This window comes from Mycobacterium neumannii, from assembly GCF_048452905.1.
In the GTDB taxonomy this organism is placed as follows: domain Bacteria; phylum Actinomycetota; class Actinomycetes; order Mycobacteriales; family Mycobacteriaceae; genus Mycobacterium; species Mycobacterium neumannii_B.
On record NZ_JBCGVF010000008.1, the window covers coordinates 160,386 to 177,567 of the forward strand.

Annotated in this window: 15 protein-coding genes; 11 read left to right on the forward strand and 4 right to left on the reverse strand. The window is 69.4% G+C overall.

Going from position 1 to position 17,182, the window contains the following annotated elements; genetic code table 11:
• The first annotated feature begins 21 nt into the window (after positions 1 to 21).
• Genes tatC through AAHH99_RS23500 form a run of 3 tightly spaced genes read left to right on the forward strand, consistent with a single transcriptional unit; the run spans position 22 to position 4,606 of the window.
• Positions 22 to 972 carry a twin-arginine translocase subunit TatC gene (tatC, locus tag AAHH99_RS23490; protein WP_418770867.1) on the forward strand — a complete coding sequence of 317 codons (951 nt, stop codon included), beginning with the start codon at positions 22 to 24 and terminating at the stop codon, positions 970 to 972.
• Entirely contained in the window at positions 962 to 3,724 is a 2,763-nt protein-coding gene (locus tag AAHH99_RS23495; protein ID WP_418771112.1) for a DEAD/DEAH box helicase, read from the forward strand. The genes tatC and AAHH99_RS23495 overlap by 11 nt, the downstream gene beginning before the upstream one ends.
• A gap of 60 nt (positions 3,725 to 3,784) precedes the next feature.
• Positions 3,785 to 4,606: a DUF4333 domain-containing protein gene (locus AAHH99_RS23500; protein ID WP_418770868.1), complete on the forward strand. Its 822-nt coding sequence runs from the start codon at positions 3,785 to 3,787 to the stop codon at positions 4,604 to 4,606.
• 9 nt (positions 4,607 to 4,615) lie between these two features.
• Here the strand turns inward: AAHH99_RS23500 and AAHH99_RS23505 are convergent, their stop codons facing one another.
• A complete protein-coding gene (locus tag AAHH99_RS23505) occupies positions 4,616 to 5,572 on the reverse strand; it encodes a 5'-3' exonuclease (RefSeq protein ID WP_418770869.1) in 957 nt (318 codons plus the stop codon).
• A 69-nt stretch (positions 5,573 to 5,641) separates the two neighbouring features.
• Here AAHH99_RS23505 and AAHH99_RS23510 point away from each other — a divergent pair, with 69 nt between their 5' ends.
• On the forward strand, positions 5,642 to 6,769 hold the full coding sequence (locus tag AAHH99_RS23510; protein WP_418770870.1) for a M24 family metallopeptidase: 1,128 nt from the start codon (positions 5,642 to 5,644) through the stop codon (positions 6,767 to 6,769).
• A gap of 10 nt (positions 6,770 to 6,779) precedes the next feature.
• Here AAHH99_RS23510 and AAHH99_RS23515 read toward each other — a convergent pair whose 3' ends face one another.
• Complete coding sequence (locus AAHH99_RS23515) at positions 6,780 to 7,205, reverse strand: F420-dependent biliverdin reductase (RefSeq protein WP_418770871.1); 426 nt, start codon at positions 7,203 to 7,205, stop codon at positions 6,780 to 6,782.
• 35 nt (positions 7,206 to 7,240) lie between these two features.
• On the opposite strand from AAHH99_RS23515, the gene AAHH99_RS23520 reads away from it, so the two are divergent.
• From AAHH99_RS23520 to AAHH99_RS23535, 4 genes are read left to right on the forward strand one after another with little or no spacing between them, the layout of a single operon-like run.
• Positions 7,241 to 7,999 (forward strand): SDR family NAD(P)-dependent oxidoreductase, encoded by a 759-nt coding sequence (locus AAHH99_RS23520; protein ID WP_418770872.1) that lies wholly within the window; start codon positions 7,241 to 7,243, stop codon positions 7,997 to 7,999.
• Positions 8,000 to 8,059: 60 nt separating this feature from the next.
• Positions 8,060 to 9,241: a precorrin-6y C5,15-methyltransferase (decarboxylating) subunit CbiE gene (gene cbiE, locus AAHH99_RS23525; RefSeq protein ID WP_418770873.1), complete on the forward strand. Its 1,182-nt coding sequence runs from the start codon at positions 8,060 to 8,062 to the stop codon at positions 9,239 to 9,241.
• Positions 9,238 to 9,993, forward strand: a complete 756-nt coding sequence (cobM, locus tag AAHH99_RS23530; protein ID WP_418770874.1) for a precorrin-4 C(11)-methyltransferase — start codon at positions 9,238 to 9,240, stop codon at positions 9,991 to 9,993. Before cbiE ends, cobM begins: the two co-directional genes overlap by 4 nt.
• Positions 9,993 to 10,718 carry a cobalt-precorrin-6A reductase gene (locus AAHH99_RS23535; RefSeq protein WP_418770875.1) on the forward strand — a complete coding sequence of 242 codons (726 nt, stop codon included), beginning with the start codon at positions 9,993 to 9,995 and terminating at the stop codon, positions 10,716 to 10,718. The genes cobM and AAHH99_RS23535 overlap by 1 nt, the downstream gene beginning before the upstream one ends.
• On the opposite strand, the gene AAHH99_RS23540 is transcribed toward AAHH99_RS23535, so the two are convergent.
• Both AAHH99_RS23540 and AAHH99_RS23545 read right to left on the reverse strand, forming a co-directional pair.
• Complete coding sequence (locus AAHH99_RS23540) at positions 10,702 to 11,799, reverse strand: phosphotransferase family protein (RefSeq protein ID WP_418770876.1); 1,098 nt, start codon at positions 11,797 to 11,799, stop codon at positions 10,702 to 10,704. The genes AAHH99_RS23535 and AAHH99_RS23540 overlap by 17 nt on opposite strands.
• 82 nt (positions 11,800 to 11,881) lie before the next feature.
• Positions 11,882 to 12,646: a DUF2249 domain-containing protein gene (locus tag AAHH99_RS23545; RefSeq protein ID WP_418770877.1), complete on the reverse strand. Its 765-nt coding sequence runs from the start codon at positions 12,644 to 12,646 to the stop codon at positions 11,882 to 11,884.
• A 77-nt stretch (positions 12,647 to 12,723) separates the two neighbouring features.
• On the opposite strand from AAHH99_RS23545, the gene AAHH99_RS23550 reads away from it, so the two are divergent.
• The 3 genes from AAHH99_RS23550 to AAHH99_RS23560 are packed head-to-tail and all read left to right on the forward strand — an operon-like array spanning position 12,724 to position 17,043.
• A complete protein-coding gene (locus AAHH99_RS23550) occupies positions 12,724 to 13,401 on the forward strand; it encodes a helix-turn-helix transcriptional regulator (RefSeq protein WP_418770878.1) in 678 nt (225 codons plus the stop codon).
• Positions 13,394 to 14,482 carry a hypothetical protein gene (locus AAHH99_RS23555; RefSeq protein ID WP_418770879.1) on the forward strand — a complete coding sequence of 363 codons (1,089 nt, stop codon included), beginning with the start codon at positions 13,394 to 13,396 and terminating at the stop codon, positions 14,480 to 14,482. The genes AAHH99_RS23550 and AAHH99_RS23555 overlap by 8 nt, the downstream gene beginning before the upstream one ends.
• Positions 14,479 to 17,043: a multicopper oxidase domain-containing protein gene (locus tag AAHH99_RS23560; protein WP_418770880.1), complete on the forward strand. Its 2,565-nt coding sequence runs from the start codon at positions 14,479 to 14,481 to the stop codon at positions 17,041 to 17,043. The genes AAHH99_RS23555 and AAHH99_RS23560 overlap by 4 nt, the downstream gene beginning before the upstream one ends.
• Positions 17,044 to 17,182 lie beyond the last annotated feature (139 nt).

Consider the following 17,182-nt stretch of genomic DNA (forward strand, 5'->3'; position numbering starts at 1 on the left):
TGCCGCGTCAGTAGGCATGCCGTGCAGACCCCAGGACTCTTCAAGAAGCTCGATCCTCGCCGACGACGCTCGCGGGTCAACCCCGATGGCACGATGTCGCTGGTCGAGCACCTGCATGAGCTGCGCACCCGGCTGCTGATCTCGGCGGCCGCCGTCGTCCTCACCACGATCCTGGGCTTTCTCTGGTACAGCAACGGCGTGTTCGGGCTGCCCAGCCTCGGGGACTGGCTGCGCGGCCCGTACTGCGATCTGCCCGCCTCGTCGCGGGCGACGATCGCGCCCGACGACGAATGCCGCCTGCTCGCCACCGCACCCTTCGACCAGTTCATGCTGCGCCTGAAGGTCGCGCTGACCGCGGGCATCGTGCTGGCCTGCCCGGTGTGGCTGTATCAGATGTGGGCGTTCATCACGCCCGGGCTGTACAAGAAGGAGCGCCGGTTCGCGGTCGCGTTCGTCACCGTTGGCGCTACGCTGTTCGTGGCGGGCGCGGTGCTGGCCTATGTGGTGTTGGCCACCGCGTTGGGCTTCCTGCTGACCGTCGGCAGCGACGTGCAGATCACCGCGCTGTCCGGCGATCAGTACTTCGGCTTCTTGATCAACCTGCTGCTGGTGTTCGGTTTCAGCTTCGAGTTCCCGCTGCTGATCGTGATGCTCAACGCCGTCGGAGTGCTGACCTATGAGCGGCTCAAAGCGTGGCGCCGCGGCCTGATCTTCGCGCTGTTCGTGTTCGCCGCGCTGTTCACCCCGGGATCGGATCCGTTCTCGATGCTGGCACTGGCGCTCGCCCTGACCGTGCTGCTCGAGTTCGCGATTCAGATCGCGCGGCTGCACGACCGGCGTAAGGCGCGGCGGGCCGCGCTCGAAGATATCTCCGACGATGCGGCCGCGCCGATCGACCCCGCCGAGCCCGTCGAAGCATCCAGCAGCGTGCCGACATCCGCACGGCATGTGGTCGATGACGATGCCACCTAGTGAATTGGGCTGCGAGCTGGCCCGTTTCGCCGAACAGTTGACGTTTGCGCTTGACGACTTTCAACGCCGATCCTGCGAGGCACTGGAGAACGGACACGGTGTGCTGGTGTGCGCACCCACCGGCGCGGGCAAGACGGTGGTGGGGGAGTTCGCCGTGCACCTCGCGCTGGCTGCGGGCGGTAAGTGCTTCTACACGACGCCGATCAAGGCACTGAGCAACCAGAAGCACAACGACCTGGTGCTGCGTTACGGGCCGGAGAAGATCGGACTGCTCACCGGTGATCAGTCGGTCAACGGTGACGCCGACGTGGTGGTCATGACGACCGAGGTTCTTCGCAACATGCTCTATGCGAATTCCTCGACGCTGCAGGGTCTTTCGTATGTCGTGATGGACGAGGTGCACTTCCTGGCGGATCGCATGCGCGGCGCGGTGTGGGAAGAGGTCATCCTGCACCTGCCCGACGAGGTGCGGCTGGTGAGCCTGTCGGCGACGGTCAGTAACGCCGAGGAGTTCGGCGGCTGGATCCAGACCGTGCGCGGGGACACCGCGGTCATCGTCGACGAGCACCGTCCGGTTCCGCTGTGGCAGCACGTCCTGGTCGGCAAGCGGTTGTTCGACCTGTTCGACTACCGCGCCACCCGGGCGGCCCACGGCACCACGAAGCCGAACCGGGAGCTGCTGGTCGATCCAGAGTTGTTGCGGCACATCGCACATCGGCGCGAAGCGGATCGGCTGGCCGACTGGCAGCCACGCGGTCGCGGCCGCAACCGGGGCAGGCCGAGCATGTACCGGCCTCCGTCGCGGCCCGAGGTGATCGCCACCCTGGACCGCGAAGAGTTGCTGCCCGCAATCACCTTCATCTTCTCGCGCGCGGGATGCGACGCCGCGGTCAAGCAGTGCCTGCGGTCGTCGCTGCGGCTGACCACCGACGAGGAACGCGCCCGCATCGCCGAGGTCGTCGACCGTCGCTGCGGAGATCTGCCCGAGTCCGACCTGATCGTCCTCGACTACCACGAGTGGCGCGAAGGCCTGCTGCGCGGGCTGGCCGCCCACCACGCCGGCATGTTGCCGGTGTTCCGCCACACCGTGGAGGAGCTGTTCTCCGCAGGGCTCGTGAAGGCGGTATTCGCCACCGAGACATTGGCTTTGGGAATCAACATGCCCGCGCGCACGGTGGTGCTGGAGCGGCTGGTGAAGTTCAATGGCGAACAACACGTTCCGTTGACCCCCGGCGAGTACACGCAGCTGACCGGGCGGGCGGGCCGCCGGGGCATCGACGTCGAGGGCCACGCCGTGGTGCTGTGGACCCCGGATGTCGAACCGGCCGAGGTTGCCGGATTGGCGTCCACCCGAACATTCCCGCTGCGCAGTTCCTTTGCGCCGTCGTACAACATGACCATCAACCTCGTCCGGCAGATGGGCCCGGCGCAGGCGCACAAACTGCTGGAGAGTTCGTTCGCGCAGTACCAGGCCGACCGCTCGGTGGTAGGGCTGCGCCGCGGTATCGAGCGCGGCGAGCGGATGCTCACCGAGATCAGCGCCGAACTGGGCGACGACGCGATCCTCGACTACGTCCGGCTGCGAATGCAGATCTCTGAACGCGAACGCGCCCAGTCGCGGGCCTCGCGGCTGCAGCGCCGCAGGGCCGCCAACGAGGCGCTGGCCTCACTGCGCCGCGGCGACATCATCACGATCACCCACGGTCGCCGCGGAGGCTTGGCCGTCGTGCTCGAACCGGCCCGCGACGACGAGGATCCCCGCCCGCTGGTGTTGACCGAACACCGCTGGGCCGGGCGGATCTCGTCGGCCGACTACGCGGGAACATCGGCTCCGCTGGGCACCATGCCGTTGCCCAAACGCGTCGAGCACCGCAATCCGCGAGCCCGGCGCGACCTCGCCTCGGCGCTCAACTCGGCGGCCGAGGGCCTCGACGTGCCGTCGAGAAAAGGCAAGCGCAGCGGGGGCGCCGGGGCCGAACGCGACATCGACCCCGAATTGGTTTCGCTGCGCGAGCAATTGCGCTCGCACCCGGTTCATCACCGTCCCGACCGGGAGGAGAAGGCCCGGCTGGCCGAGCGGTACCTGCGCATCGAACGCGACAACGAACAGATCCGGCAGAAGGTGGCCGCGGCGACCAACTCGCTGGCCCGCACGTTCGACCGGATCGTGGTGCTGCTGACCGAGCGCGGATTCATCAGGGGCGCCGCGGACGATCCCAAGGTGACCGACGACGGCCGCCTGCTGGCCCGCATTTACAGCGAAAGTGACCTGCTGGTGGCCGAGGCGCTGCGCACCGGCATCTGGGAGGGTCTCGACGCCGCCGAGCTGGCGGGCGTGGTGTCCGCGGTGCTCTACGAAGCGCGCGGCGACACGCCGGGCGCTCGCGAGGGCTTCGACATCCCGACCGGCAGACTGCGCCGCGCCCTCAACCAGACGCGGCGGCTGTGGACCGAGCTGCGCGCCGACGAACAGCGCCACCGCATCACCGGCAGCCGCGAACCCGACGACGGGTTCGTCGCCGCAATTTTCCGGTGGGCCACCACCGGCGACTTGACCAGCGCCCTGGCCGCCTCAGATGCCACGGGCAGCGGATCACCGCTGTCGGCGGGTGATTTCGTCCGCTGGTGCCGACAGGTCCTCGACCTGCTCGACCAGGTGCGCAACGCCGCACCCAGCGCCGCGTTGCGGAGCGCTGCGAAACGCGCGATAAACGACGTTCGACGCGGCGTCGTCGCTGTTGATGCGGGGTAATGTGTCGGGGGCAAGACGCCGAGGTATTCGCGGCTCGGCCGCGGGTGAACAAGGAGTGATATGAGCGGACCGCAGGGATCTGATCCGACGCAGTCGTGGCCAGGCCAGCAGCCGGAACAGCCTTCGGACCAGCCGTCCAGCGATCCATCGGCCAACCAGCCGTGGCAGCCCCAGGGCGGCGACGCGACCCAGGCGGCGCCCAGTTGGCAGCCGCCTGCCTACGACCCGTCGCAGGCCCAGCAGCAGTACCCGCAGTACCAGCAGCCGGCGTATCAGCCGCCGCAGCAGTACCCGGGTGGCGAGCAGTACGGACAGCAGCCCAGCGAGTACGCCCCGCAGGCGTACCAACAGCCGGGGCAGTACGGCCAGCCACACTACGGGCAGCCATACGCGCAACCAGGTCAACCGGGCTACCAGCAGCAACCCGGCCAGTTCGGTGACCAGACCGGCCAATATGGACAGCAACCCGGCCAGTACGGCCAGCAGCCCGGTCAATTCGGCCAGTACCCGCAGTACGGCCAACCGGGTTCGGAGGAGGGTTCGAAGCGCTCGCTGGCCGTGATCGGCGGCGTGATCGGCCTGCTGGCGGCGGTCATCGTCGCGGTCGTTCTGGTGCTGGGCTTCTGGAAGCCGGGATTCTTCGTCACCACGAAGCTCGACATCGACGCCGCGCAGTCCGGGGTGCAGCAGATCCTCACCGACGAGGCCAATGGATACGGCGCCACCAACGTCAAGGACGTCAAGTGCAACGACGGCCAGGATCCGACCGTCGAGAAGGGCGGCACCTTCAACTGTGAGGTCAGCATCGACGGCACCAAGCGCCAGGTGACGGTGACCTTCCAGGACGACGAGGGCACCTACGAGGTCGGCAGGCCCAAGTAAGCCTGTCCGCTAGCCGTCGAGTCCGTCGAGGGCCTTCTGCAGCCGCCCGATCGACGACGTGACGCCGTAGGTCTCTGCGAGTGTGACGACCTTGCGTGGATGCTCGGCGGCCAGCGGCAGCGTGTCGTTGGTCGTCGACCAGTCCAGTTCGGCGTCGGTGGCGACCTTGACCACCGGGGCCGCCGCCTCGATGTAGTCGGCGGCCTTGAGCAGCTTGGTCCGGTATGCCTTGCTCATCTTCGACCTCGGGTCGTTCGCCGCGGCGAGGATGTTCTCCAGCGAGCCGTGCTGTGCGAGCAGCGTCGCCGCCGTCTTCTCTCCGATGCCGGGCACGCCGGGCAGGCCGTCGCTCGGATCGCCGCGCAGCAGCGCCAGTTCGGCATACGCCGGTCCCGCTCGGTCCACCGGCACCCCGTACGTCTCGGCCACTTCCTTCGGCCCCCATTTGGTGGCCTTGGCCAGGCCGCGGCCCAGGTAGAGCACCCGCACCGGGACCGGCTCGTCGCGCACCAACTGCAGCAGATCGCGATCCCCGCTGACCACCACGACGGGATCGCGCTTCTCGCGCGCGGCCAGCGTGCCCAGCACGTCGTCAGCCTCACACTCGGCGGCGCCCGCGGTCGGGATGCCGAACGCGTCGAGGATCTCGAAGATCATGTCGACCTGCGGCGTCAGCTCGTCGGGCACCTCCTCCACGTCGGGCTCACTCTGGGGGTTCTCCTCGAGCACGCGGTGCGCCTTGTAGGACGGAATGCGGTCGACGCGCCACTGCGGTCGCCAGTCGTCGTCGCGGCAGACCACCAGCCGACCGGGGCGCTCCCGGGTGATCACCGTGGCCATGGCGTCCAGGAAGCCGCGCAGCGCGTTCACGGGGCGGCCGTCGGGCGCGGTGATCGAGTTGGGCACCCCGAAATAGGACCGAAACCACATGCTGGCGCCGTCGAGCAGGACGAGGGGAGCGGCCACGGTCTCTGACAGTAGCGCGACCGACGAGCGCGGTCGCCACCTATACGGGCGCGGATTAGCCTGAATCCCATGACGGCCAACCGATTCAGCACCGATGTCTACGCCTCCCGGCTTCGTGCCGCCGCGTCGGCCGCCGCCGATGCCGGTCTCGCGGGCCTGGTCATCACGCCGGGTTACGACCTGCGCTATCTGGTCGGTTCACGCGCGCAGACCTTCGAGCGGCTCACCGCATTGGTGCTACCTGCCGACGGCGAGGCGACCATTGTGGTGCCCAGGCTGGAGTTGGCAGCGCTCAAGGAGTCGGCGGTGCCCGAACTCGGCTTGACGGTGCGCGACTGGGTCGACGGCGACGACCCCTACGCGCTCGTGGGTGAGGCGCTCGGTGGGGGGACGGTGAAGAGCGCCGTGACCGACTCCATGCCCGCCCTGCACCTGCTTCCGCTCGCCGAGGTCCTCGGCGCGGTGCCGGTGCTGGCCACCGACGTGCTGCGCCGGCTGCGGATGATCAAGGACCCGGCCGAGATCGAGGCGCTGCGCAAGGCGGGGGCGGCGATCGACCGGGTCCATGCCAGGGTGCCCGACTTCCTGGCGCCCGGCCGCAGCGAGGCCGACGTCGCCGCCGATATCGCCGAAGCCATTGTCGCCGAGGGGCATTCGGAAGTCGCATTCATCATCGTCGGTTCAGGACCGCACGGTGCCGACCCGCATCACGAGTGTTCGGACCGCGAACTGCGCGCCGGTGACATCGTGGTCGTCGACATCGGCGGACCGTACGAGCCCGGCTACAACTCCGATTCCACCCGGACCTACAGCATCGGCGAACCGGATGCCGACATCACCCGACGTTACGCGGTGCTGCAGCGTGCCCAGCGGGCCGCGGTCGATGCGGTCCGGCCCGGGGTCACCGCCGAACAGGTCGACGCCGCCGCCCGCGACGTGCTGGCCGCCGAGGGTTTGGCCGACGCGTTCGTGCACCGCACCGGCCACGGCATCGGACTGTCGGTGCACGAGGAGCCCTACATCGTCGCCGGCAACACGCTCACCCTCGAGGAAGGCATGGCGTTCTCCGTCGAGCCGGGCATCTACTTTCCCGGCGAGTGGGGCGCGCGCATCGAGGACATCGTGATCGTCACCGCCGACGGCGCCGAGCCGGTGAACAACCGGCCACACGAACTGGTGGTAGTGCCGGTCACCTAGTCGCTGCGCGTCAGTCCTCGACCCGGTCGAGCAGGTCCGAGGAGCCCAGCACCCGCTCGACACGGACCTCGATCACGACGCGTTTCGGGTTGACCCGCGGCGTTCGGTAGCGCTGCGCATAGCGTAGTTCGGCGTCACGGACGGCATCGGGATCGGTGTTGACCTTGGCCTTGCCCTCGAGCGACAACCACCGCGCACCGTCGACCTGGCTCAGCACCGCGACGCCTTGGCGCTCGGCGTTCACGGCCTTCTGGGACCCGCCGCTGGTGATGACGCGGGCGATGTGGGTCGCCGGGTCGAAGGTGAAACCTACGGCGACGACGTGCGGCGAGTTGTCCGAACGCAGTGTCGTCAGCATGGCGAGATGACGCTCGGACAGGAACGCGAGCGCGTCGGTGGTGAGCCGGGTGGTCGCCCGGCGGCTGGACTGGGCCATCGGGCTTCACCGTAGCGCAGGACATAATCGCAGCCATGACAGACACGGCTGACTCTCGTTCGCCCTTGGTCGTGGTCTTCGGCGGGCGCAGCGAGATCGGCCTCGAGGTGGCCACGCGCCTGGCGCCCGGAGCGGTGGTGTTGCTGGCGGCGCGCCGCTCCAACGAGCTGGCCACGGAGGTGTCCGCTGTCCGCGCTGCCGGCGCCGTCGCCGTGTACGTGCGCGAGTTCGACGCCGACGACTTGGACGCGCACGGACCGCTCGTGGAGTCCATCGTCGCCGAGCACGGCCCGATCGACACCGCGGTGCTGGCGTTCGGCATCCTCGGCGATCAGACCCTGGCGGAGAAGGATCCCGCGCACGCCGCGGCGATCGTGCACACCGACTTCGTCGCCCAGGTCAGCCTGTTGACCGTGCTGGCGGACACGATGCGCGCTGCGGGCGCCGGGGCCATCGTCGCGTTCTCGTCGGTGGCCGGTGTCCGGGTGCGACGCGCCAACTACGTCTACGGGTCCGCGAAGGCCGGGCTGGACGGGTTCTGCAGCGGGCTCGCCGACGCGCTGCACGGCTCGGGGGTGCAGCTGCTGGTGGTTCGGCCGGGGTTCGTGATCGGGCGGATGACCGAAGGCATGACGCCAGCGCCGCTGTCCAGCACACCGGGCCAGGTCGCCGACGCCACCGTCCGCGCGCTGCGTAAGGGCCGCGGCACGGTGTGGGTGCCCGCGTCGCTGGCCGTGTTGGCGCTGGCGTTCCGGATGACGCCGCGGTTCGTGTGGCGGAGGTTGCGGCGATGAGCGCTTGCGCGAAGAGCAGAGGGCGGCGATGAGCGCTTGCGCGAAGAGCAGAGGGTGGCGATGACGATCATTGTGGTGGGCATCGGCGCCGACGGAATGCCCGGACTGTCGCCGGTCGCCAAGGCCGAACTCACAAGGGCCACCGTGATTTACGGGTCTGGGCGCCAATTGGCGCTGCTCGACGACACCGTCACCGCTGCGCGCCGGGAGTGGCCGTCACCGATGCTGCCCGCGCTGCGGACGCTGCTCGACGGGGCCGAGGGTGACGTGCACGTGGTGGCCAGCGGGGACCCACTGCTGCACGGTGTCGGCAACTCGCTGATCCGGCTGTACGGCGCGGACCGGGTCGCGGTGCTGCCGCACGTGTCGTCGGTGACCCTGGCCTGCTCGCGGGTGGGCTGGTCGGTGCAGGACACCGAGGTCATCAGCCTGGTAGCGAGCGAACCGCACACCGCGGTGCGCCGCGGCGGGCAGGCCGTCGTCATGTCGCGCGATCATTCGACTCCCGCGGCGCTGGCGCGCTTGCTGACCGACACCGGCCGCGGCGACTCCGAGGTCACCGTCCTCGAGCAACTCGGCGGCCCCGCCGAGCGGCGCCGAACCGCCACCGCGCGGGAATGGGCGGCGCGGCCTCCCGGTGACGTCGACGATCTCAATGTGGTTGCGGTGCACTACCTGCCCGACGAGCGGCGGCTCGGAGTGCTGCCCGACGAGCTGTTCGCCAACGACGGGCAGATCACCAAACAACCGGTGCGCGCGGTGACGCTGGCCGCCCTGGCGCCGCGCCCCGGACAGCTTCTCTGGGACGTCGGGGCGGGCTCGGGCAGCATCGCGATCGAATGGTGTCGCAGCGGGCCGGGTTGCCGCGCAGTGGCATTCGAACGCGACGAGCGTCGCCGCAAACGCATCGCCGAAAACACCGTCGCATTCGGCGCACGCGTCGAGGTGCAGGCCGATGCGCCCGCGTCGTTCAACTCGCTACCGGCACCCGACGCCGTCTTCATCGGCGGCGGCATCACCCAACCCGGACTGCTGCAAGCGTGCTTCGACCGGTTGCCGTCCGGTGGCAGGCTCGTCGCGAACGCCGTCACGGTGGAGTCAGAAGCACTTGTCGCGCAATGGTATTCACGATTAGGCGGTGAGCTTCGACGTTTCGAGCACCACCGCGGCGAGCCGCTGGGCGGTTTCACCGGCTGGCGCCCGGCCATGCCCGTGACGCAGTGGGCGGTGGCCAAGCGATGACCGTCTACTTCATCGGCGCCGGCCCCGGTGCCGCCGACCTGATCACCGTGCGGGGGCAGCGCCTCCTGCAGCGCTGCCCGGTGTGCCTCTACGCCGGTTCGATCATGCCCGAGGACCTGCTCGCGCTGTGCCCGCCGGACGCCCGCGTCGTCGACACCGGTCCGTTGACACTCGACCAGATCATCACCGAACTCGCCGACGCCCACGCCGCGAACCTCGATGTGGCGCGGTTGCATTCCGGTGATCCGTCGATCTACAGCGCTCTTGCCGAGCAGTGCCGCCGCCTCGACGATCTCGGTATCGACTACGAAATCGTTCCCGGCGTCCCGGCATTCGCCGCGGCCGCCGCCGCACTGGGCCGCGAACTCACGGTCCCCGGCGTCGCGCAGACGGTCACGCTGACCCGGGTGGCCACCCTGTCGACCGCGATGCCGCCGGGGGAGGACCTGCGGACACTGTCGGCGCCCGGCGCCACCCTGGTGCTGCACCTGGCGGCAGCGCAGATCGACACGATCGCCGCGGAGCTGCTGGCCGGCGGCTACCGGCCCGAAACAGCCTGCGCGGTGGTCGCGTTCGCGTCGTGGCCCCAACAACAGGTGGTGCGCTGCACGCTCGAGGATCTCGCGGCGCAGACCAAGGCGGCGGGGATCACGCGCACCGCGGTCATCGTCGTCGGCGACGTGCTGGCGGCTGAGCGGTTCGCCGACAGCTACCTGTACTCGTCGGGGCGGGTGCGGCGGGGGCGGCACTAATGCGAATCCTGTTGCTGGGCGGCACATCGGAGGCCCGCGCACTCGCCGCACGGCTGCACCCCGACATCGAGGTGATCAGCTCACTGGCCGGGCGGGTGCCCGACCCCGCGCTGCCGGTCGGAGAGGTGCGCGTCGGCGGGTTCGGCGGCATCGACGGCCTGCGGAGGTGGGTGCGCGACGAACAGGTCGACGCCGTCGTCGACGCCACGCATCCGTACGCCGCGACGATGACCGCCCACGCCGCGGCCGTGTGCGCCGAGCTACGGTTGCCGCACCTGGTGGTGGCGCGCCCAGCCTGGCCGACGGGCGACGGGATTGTCGTCGGTGACGATCGTGAGGCCGCGAAGGTCGTTGCCGCCGAAGGGTTTCAGCGGGTCTTTCTGACCACCGGGCGATCCGGCGCCGCGGCGTTTCGGGATATTGACGCGTGGTTTCTGATCCGCGCCGTCACCGCACCCGATGTCGGGGACCTGCCGTCGCGGCATCAGGTTCTGCTGTCGCGTGGACCGTACCGCTACGACGGAGAGTTGGCCCTGCTGCGTGAGCACCGCATCGACGCGCTGGTCACCAAGAACAGCGGCGGGTCGATGACGCGACCCAAGCTCGACGCCGCCGCCGCACTCGGGGTCGCGGTGGTGATGGTGGACCGGCCGCCGCTGCCCGCCGGGGTAACCAGCGTCGCCACGGTGGAGGAGGCGGTCGACTGGGTCAGCGGTAGGACTTGATCAGCTCCAGGGTCTCCAGTTCGCGGATCGCCCGGCAACCGCGGCTCAACATCGCCAGCATCATGTCATCGCCGCGCTCGGTGGTCGACGCGAAAGCCGTGCCCAGCGCCACGAGCAGCGGCGCCTGCACGACGCCGAGACGGTAGTCGTTCCAGCAGGTGGCAAGATCGTAATCACCGACGCCGTAACCGATCAGCGCACGGTGGTAGCGCTCGACGAGGTCACGCTCGGTCTCCGCGCGCAGCGTCGGTTCGAGGCTGGTCGCGGTAAAGTACGCGAGGTCGCGCGTGGGTAGTCCAATGCCGATGGTCTGCCAGTCGACCACCGTGATGCGGGTGTGGTCGGGATCGAACAACATGTTGTCGAGCCGGTAGTCGCCGTGCATCAGTGCGTAGCGGTCCGGTTCGGCCATCAGCCAGTCGGTGACCGAAGCCATTGCCGCGGATAGAGTTTCCTGGTCCTCGGCGCTGATCGACGACCCGAGGCGGTCGAGGACGATGTCGGCGGCCATCTTGCAGACATCGCCCATGCCGTTGGCCGCATCGGCGTCACCGGGTTTCGGCATCACGATTCCGGCCAGCTGCATCCACCGGTCGTCACGCCAACTCGGGCCGTGTAGGCCCGCGAGCGCCTCGACGGCGAGCCGCGCCTCGACAACGCTGCACCCGGCGATCTGGTCACCCTGCACGGCCGGGGCCATGTCGGCAAGGACCAGGACGAAATCTGTTCCGTCGGCGGAGATATCGCTGTGGAAGCAATTAGGACTGGGGATGGCCACCTGATCGGCGATCAGCGAGTAAAACTCGACCTCGGAGCGATAACCGAGGGCCACCCGCTCGCGCACCGCATCGTCTTGGGCGGACAGCTTGACTGCGAAGGACGCGGGCAGGTCGGTATCCCCGGCGTACGTCACCGCCGCACGGTAAGTGGCGCCGGTCTGTCCGGTCCCTATCGCGAGCACGTCGACGGCGTCGATGTCCACGCCGAGCACCGAGGCGAGCCAACCGGGCGTCACATCGGCCGGACCGCGGGGGATGGTGAGCGCGCTGCCCTCTTCGGTCGATGGGGTCTGCTGCCCCACGGCGCCTCCCTCAGTGGTTGTGGGTGTGAGCCGAAACCGTATCGGCAAGGGCGACAGTCGTCAACGAACCTGGGCGCCCGCGTCAGTGCCGGGTGAGGCGCAGCTTCCAGGCCTCCGGCCCGCGTTCAAGGTAGTCCACCGAGATCCGGCCTGACGTGCGGTCGTGCAGTTGGCGCAGTAGCGGCACCGGGTCGTGGGGAGCCACGAGTACCAGTGCGCCGCCGACCGGGACCGCGTCGAACGCGCCGAACACGGTGGCGTGCCGTATCGAGTGCGGCACCTCGCGCACGTCGAGCACCGGTTCGTCGGCGTCGGACTCACCGCAGCCACAACGGTCATGGCCGGGTTCGGCGCAGTGATGACCGCCGAGCAGTTCGTGCATCCCGCCGGTGATCTCTGCCAGGGAGGCCTCCGGATTCGCGGCGACAATGGGCAGTATCCGGTCATTTTCGTCAATCAGGTGTGCCTCGAACAGCACCCGCAACGCGTGACCCGCCGCCGCCGCGCGCACCGGGGACTCCTCGGTCCGAATCCGGTCCACCAGACCCGCGATCGCACGATGTGCCGCGACCATCGACTCGATCAGTGGTCTGGCCTTTCCGGTGTCGGCGGCGGCCGGATACAGGCGGGCCTCCTCGGCTGCGGCGTGCGGCAACAACTCGCCGGTCAGGAAGTCGACCGCAGCCGCCCGTGTCGGTTCGAAGTCCGCGGTGCGCTCGGCTGCCGAGAGCATCGCCTCGGTCAGCACCTGAACGCGTCCTGCGAGCTCGGCGTGATGGCCCTTGATCGCCTCTACGGCCTCCGCGTCGGCGGCGGTGGACGCGAGGGTCACCTCGTTCACGGTCATGTCGGCTCCCTTCGGTTGTCTGGCCCGGCGCCACACAATTTACTACAATAATTTCCGTGTTAAATAGTATCCCTTCGATGGGGCCTCGGCCGGCGCACCCTGCGACCGGCCACGTGCCGTTGTCGGGCCAGCGGCTGCGCGTGCTCGGATACCTGCGTGAGCACGCGCCGGTTCGCACCGTTGACGCGGCGTCCGATCTCGGCCTGCATCGAAATACCGTGCGCGAACATCTCGACGCGCTGGTCGACCTGGGTCTCGCCGAGCGCGGCACCGAGCCCGCCGCGGGCCGGGGGCGGCCGGCGGCAGTGTACTGGGCAGCCGCCACCGATCCGGCCGTGGCGGCCCGCGACTACGCCAGCCTGGCGACTGCGCTGGCCGGGCACATCGCCCGGACCAGCGCCGAGCCCGAGCGCGATGCCCGCGCCGCCGGCGTCGAGTGGGGCCGCGAGGTGGCGGAGGAGATCGGCCGCACCGACAGTGCTCCGCGCCAAGCGGTGCTCGACGCGCTGACCCGGCTGGGCTTCGCTCCCGACGACCAGGGCGCCGAGCGTGGCGTGGCGCTGCGCCGCTGTCCGCTGCTCGACGCGGCCCGCCGCTACCCGAGCGTGGTCTGCCAGGTCCACCTCGGCATCGTCGAGGGGTTGCTGCACAGCGTCAATGCGCCCACCGGGCCGGGCCTGGACTTGATCCCGTTCGCCGAACCCGGCGCTTGTCGGTTGTTCCTGCCCGATTCGGTGGTGAAAGCCCATGACTGAGAACCGATTTCCGCGCCGGGCGTTGCTGTTGATACCGGGAGGCTTCGCGCTGTTGGCCGGATTGGACGGCGCGCTGTTGCGTCTCGGGCTACCCGCCCCCGTGGAGACGGTCCGGCTGGCCGAAGTTCACGGCATCGTGCTCGTGCTTGGGTTCGTCGGCACCGTGATCGCGCTGGAACGCGCTGTCGCATCCGGCCGGCGGTGGTGCTATCTGGCTCCGGCGTTGTCCGGATTGGGGGCTATCCTCCTCGTCAGCCCCGCTCCGCGACCGCTCGCCGACACCGCCCTTGTGGCGGGCACCGCGCTACTGGTCGCGGTGTATGTGCCGCTGTGGCAGCGCAGTTGGGACGCGGCGGTGCTGGTTCAAGCCGCGGGTGCGGTATTGGCGACCGGAGCGGCGCTGCTGTGGGCGGCCGGGCTTCTCGCGCCGGACCTGCTCGGCTGGTTGGCCGGGTTCCTCATCCTGACCATCGCGGGGGAGCGCTTGGAACTGGCGCGAGTGGCGCTGTCGGATACCCGCGCCGAAATACTGCTCGGCGCAGCAACGGTCACACTTGTCATCGGTGCGGTGACGCAATTGGTCTGGCCGACCGTCGGATTCGCGCTTCTCGGCGGGGGAGTGCTCGCGGTCACATGCTGGCTCTTCCGATTCGACGTGGCCAGGCGAACGATCCATGCGACAGGCCTCACGCGCTATATGGCGGTGTGCTTGGTGGCCGGCTACGCGTGGCTGATGGTTCCCGGCCTGGTGTGGCTACTCGTCGGCGCGGTGAGCTCGGGCGGCGGTTACGACGCGATCGTGCACGCGGTAATGCTCGGGTTCGTGCTGTCGATGATCATGGCCCACGCACCGGTCATCCTGCCCGCTGTGCTGCGACGTCCCTTGCCCTACACCTCGGCGATGTACGGGCCTGTCGTCTTGCTGCACGCATCGCTGTTGCTACGCATAGCCATCGGTGACGTGCGGGGCGTCGAGTGGGCGGTGCAGGCGGGGGGCGTGCTCAACATCGTGGCGGTGCTCGCGTTCGTCGGCGTCGCGCTATACGCGTCCGCGCGGCAGATGACCGGGGTGCCGACATGAACCGCTCCCAGTGGCATCTGCGGGTTGGGGCGATCGTATTCGCCTGGCTCGCAGCACTTGTCGCTATTGCACTGGTTCACAGGTCGGCGCCGATATCGACCTGGCTGCTGATCCACCTGCTCGGACTGGGGGCGGCAGGCAACGCGATCCTCATCTGGAGCCGACACTTCACCGATGCGCTTCTGCGCCGTCCACAAGACCCGTCGAGGTCCGGGCAGGCCTGGACCCTCGCGGTTTTCAACGTCGGCGCGGTGGCGGTGGTCGCAGGCATGGCCGTCTCCTTCTGGCCGGTGGTGCTGGCCGGTGGTGTCGCGGTCGCCGCCGTCGCGTTGACCCACGCCGTCACATTGGTGCGGCAATTGCGCAGCGCGCTGCCCTCACGCTTCGGCGACACCGTGCGTTATTACGTCGCTGCGGCAGCGCTGCTTTCGATCGGAGCCGGCCTCGGCATCGCGATGGCCAACTCGACGCTGCCCGGCACCCTGCACGAACGGTTCGTCGTCGCCCACGCCGCGGTCAACCTGTTCGGGTTCATCGGGCTGACGGTGCTGGGCACATTGGTGACCCTGTGGCCGACGATGTTGCGTACCCGGATGGCAGACGGGGTCGAGGTCGCCGCCCGGCGTGGTCTGCCCCTGCTGGTCGGTGGTTTGACAGTTGCGGTGTCGGGGGCGGTGGCCGGTTCGCCGATGGTGACCGCCGCGGGCGCGCTGGCCTACCTCGCTGCGGCCGGCTACGTGCTGTGGCCCCACCTCGACGAAATCCGCCGCAGGCGACCGGGCAACTTCGCCACACTGTCGGTGCTGTGCGGCGTGGTGTGGCTGCTGGGCGCGCTGACCTACGCCGCGGTCGCCTTTGCCACCGCACCGACATGGTCCGTACTGCTGGAGCGGGCCGGTCCGCTCACCGCGGCGGTGCTCGCAGGTTTCCTGGTGCAGGTTCTGCTCGGTGCGCTGTCGTATCTGACCACCATCGTCGTCGGCGGGCGCGCCGCCTCCATCGCAGCGACAACCGAACTGGAACGCGGCGCACCGTGGCGGCTGGCCGTCGCCAACTTCGCGCTGCTGCTGTATGTACTGCCGACCCCGCGCCTGCTGTGGGTGGCGGCGTCGGTGTTGGTGCTGACCGCCTACGCCGCGTTCCTGCCGCTGCTGGTGCGGGCGGTGTGGCGGGCACGCAAGCTCCGCGATACGCCGTCGACGCCGGGACCGCCGCCGTCGGGGCCGCCGGTGCGACAGCGGCTCGGCGTGGCGGCCGCCGGGTTGGCCGTGGTGGTGTTGACGGCCGTGGCCGCGGTGGCCGCCGACCCTGCCGCGGTCGGTATCGCCGACGCGCCGCAGGTATCGGTGACCGCCACCGGACAGACCACCGAGGTCGAGGTGCACGTCGAGGGGATGCGCTACGTGCCCGACACCATCGACGTGCCCGTGGGCAACCGGCTTGTGGTCACCCTCGTGAACAGCGGTTCGGACCGTCATGATCTGGTGCTGGCGAACGGGACCAGCACCGGGCGCCTCGCGGTAGGGGAAACCGCCGTCCTCGACGCCGGGGTGATCGGCGCCGATATGGACGGCTGGTGTTCGGTGGCCGGGCACCGGCAGATGGGCATGACCATGTCGGTGCGCGCGACCGGCGCCGAGGCGCGCGCCGGCCACCACGACCAGGTGAGCGCGGCGTCGATCGCCGGTGACGACGTCTCGCGCAGTCTCGGGGCGACACCCGGCCCGGATTTCACGGCGCGGGACGCGGCCTTGGCCGCCCCGACGCCCGACCACCGCATCACCTTGGCGGTGACCGAGACGACGCGGGAGGTGTCGCCGGGAATCACGCAGCGCCAGTGGACATTCGGGGGCTCGGCGCCCGGGCCGACACTGCGGGGCAAGGTCGGCGACGTTTTCGAGGTCACCCTCGTCAACGACGGCACCATCGGGCACTCGATCGACTTCCATGCCGGGGCGCTCGCCCCGGCCGTGCCGATGCGCACCATCCAACCCGGCGAACGCCTGGTCTACCGGTTCACCGCGAGCCGTGCCGGTGTGTGGATGTATCACTGCTCGACGATGCCGATGTCGGTGCACATCGCCAATGGCATGTTCGGCGCGGTGGTCATCGACCCGCCGGACCTGGCGCCCGTCGACCGCGAATACCTTCTCGTGCAATCGGAGTACTACCTCGGCCCGCAGGGCGGCGAGGTCGATGCCGCCAAGGTCGCCGTCGACCAGCCCGACATGGTGGTGTTCAACGGCTACGCCAACCAGTACGACCACGCGCCGCTGACGGCGCGGATCGGGGAGCGAGTGCGGATCTGGGTACTCGCGGCCGGGCCGAACCGGGGCAGTTCCTTCCACGTCGTCGGCGGCCAGTTCGACACCGTGTGGTCCGAGGGTGACTATCGGCTGCGGCCGGGCCCCGGCGGCGCGCAGGCCCTCGGATTGACGGCGGCCCAAGGCGGTTTCGTCGAGCTGAGCTTCGATCAGCCCGGGCGCTATCCGTTCGTCACGCACGCGATGGTCGACGCCGAACGCGGCGCTCACGGGATCATCGAGGTCACTGCCGGCTAACCTTCGCGCCGGGAGTCGGTGGGGTAGGTGGGCAGCCTTCCTCGACGATAGCGCTGTTCATCGCAGGGTGTTGGGTTCGAAGGAGCCGATACGCCAGACGGCATGCGTGGCGCGCGAGGACGACGCGAGCCTGGATCGG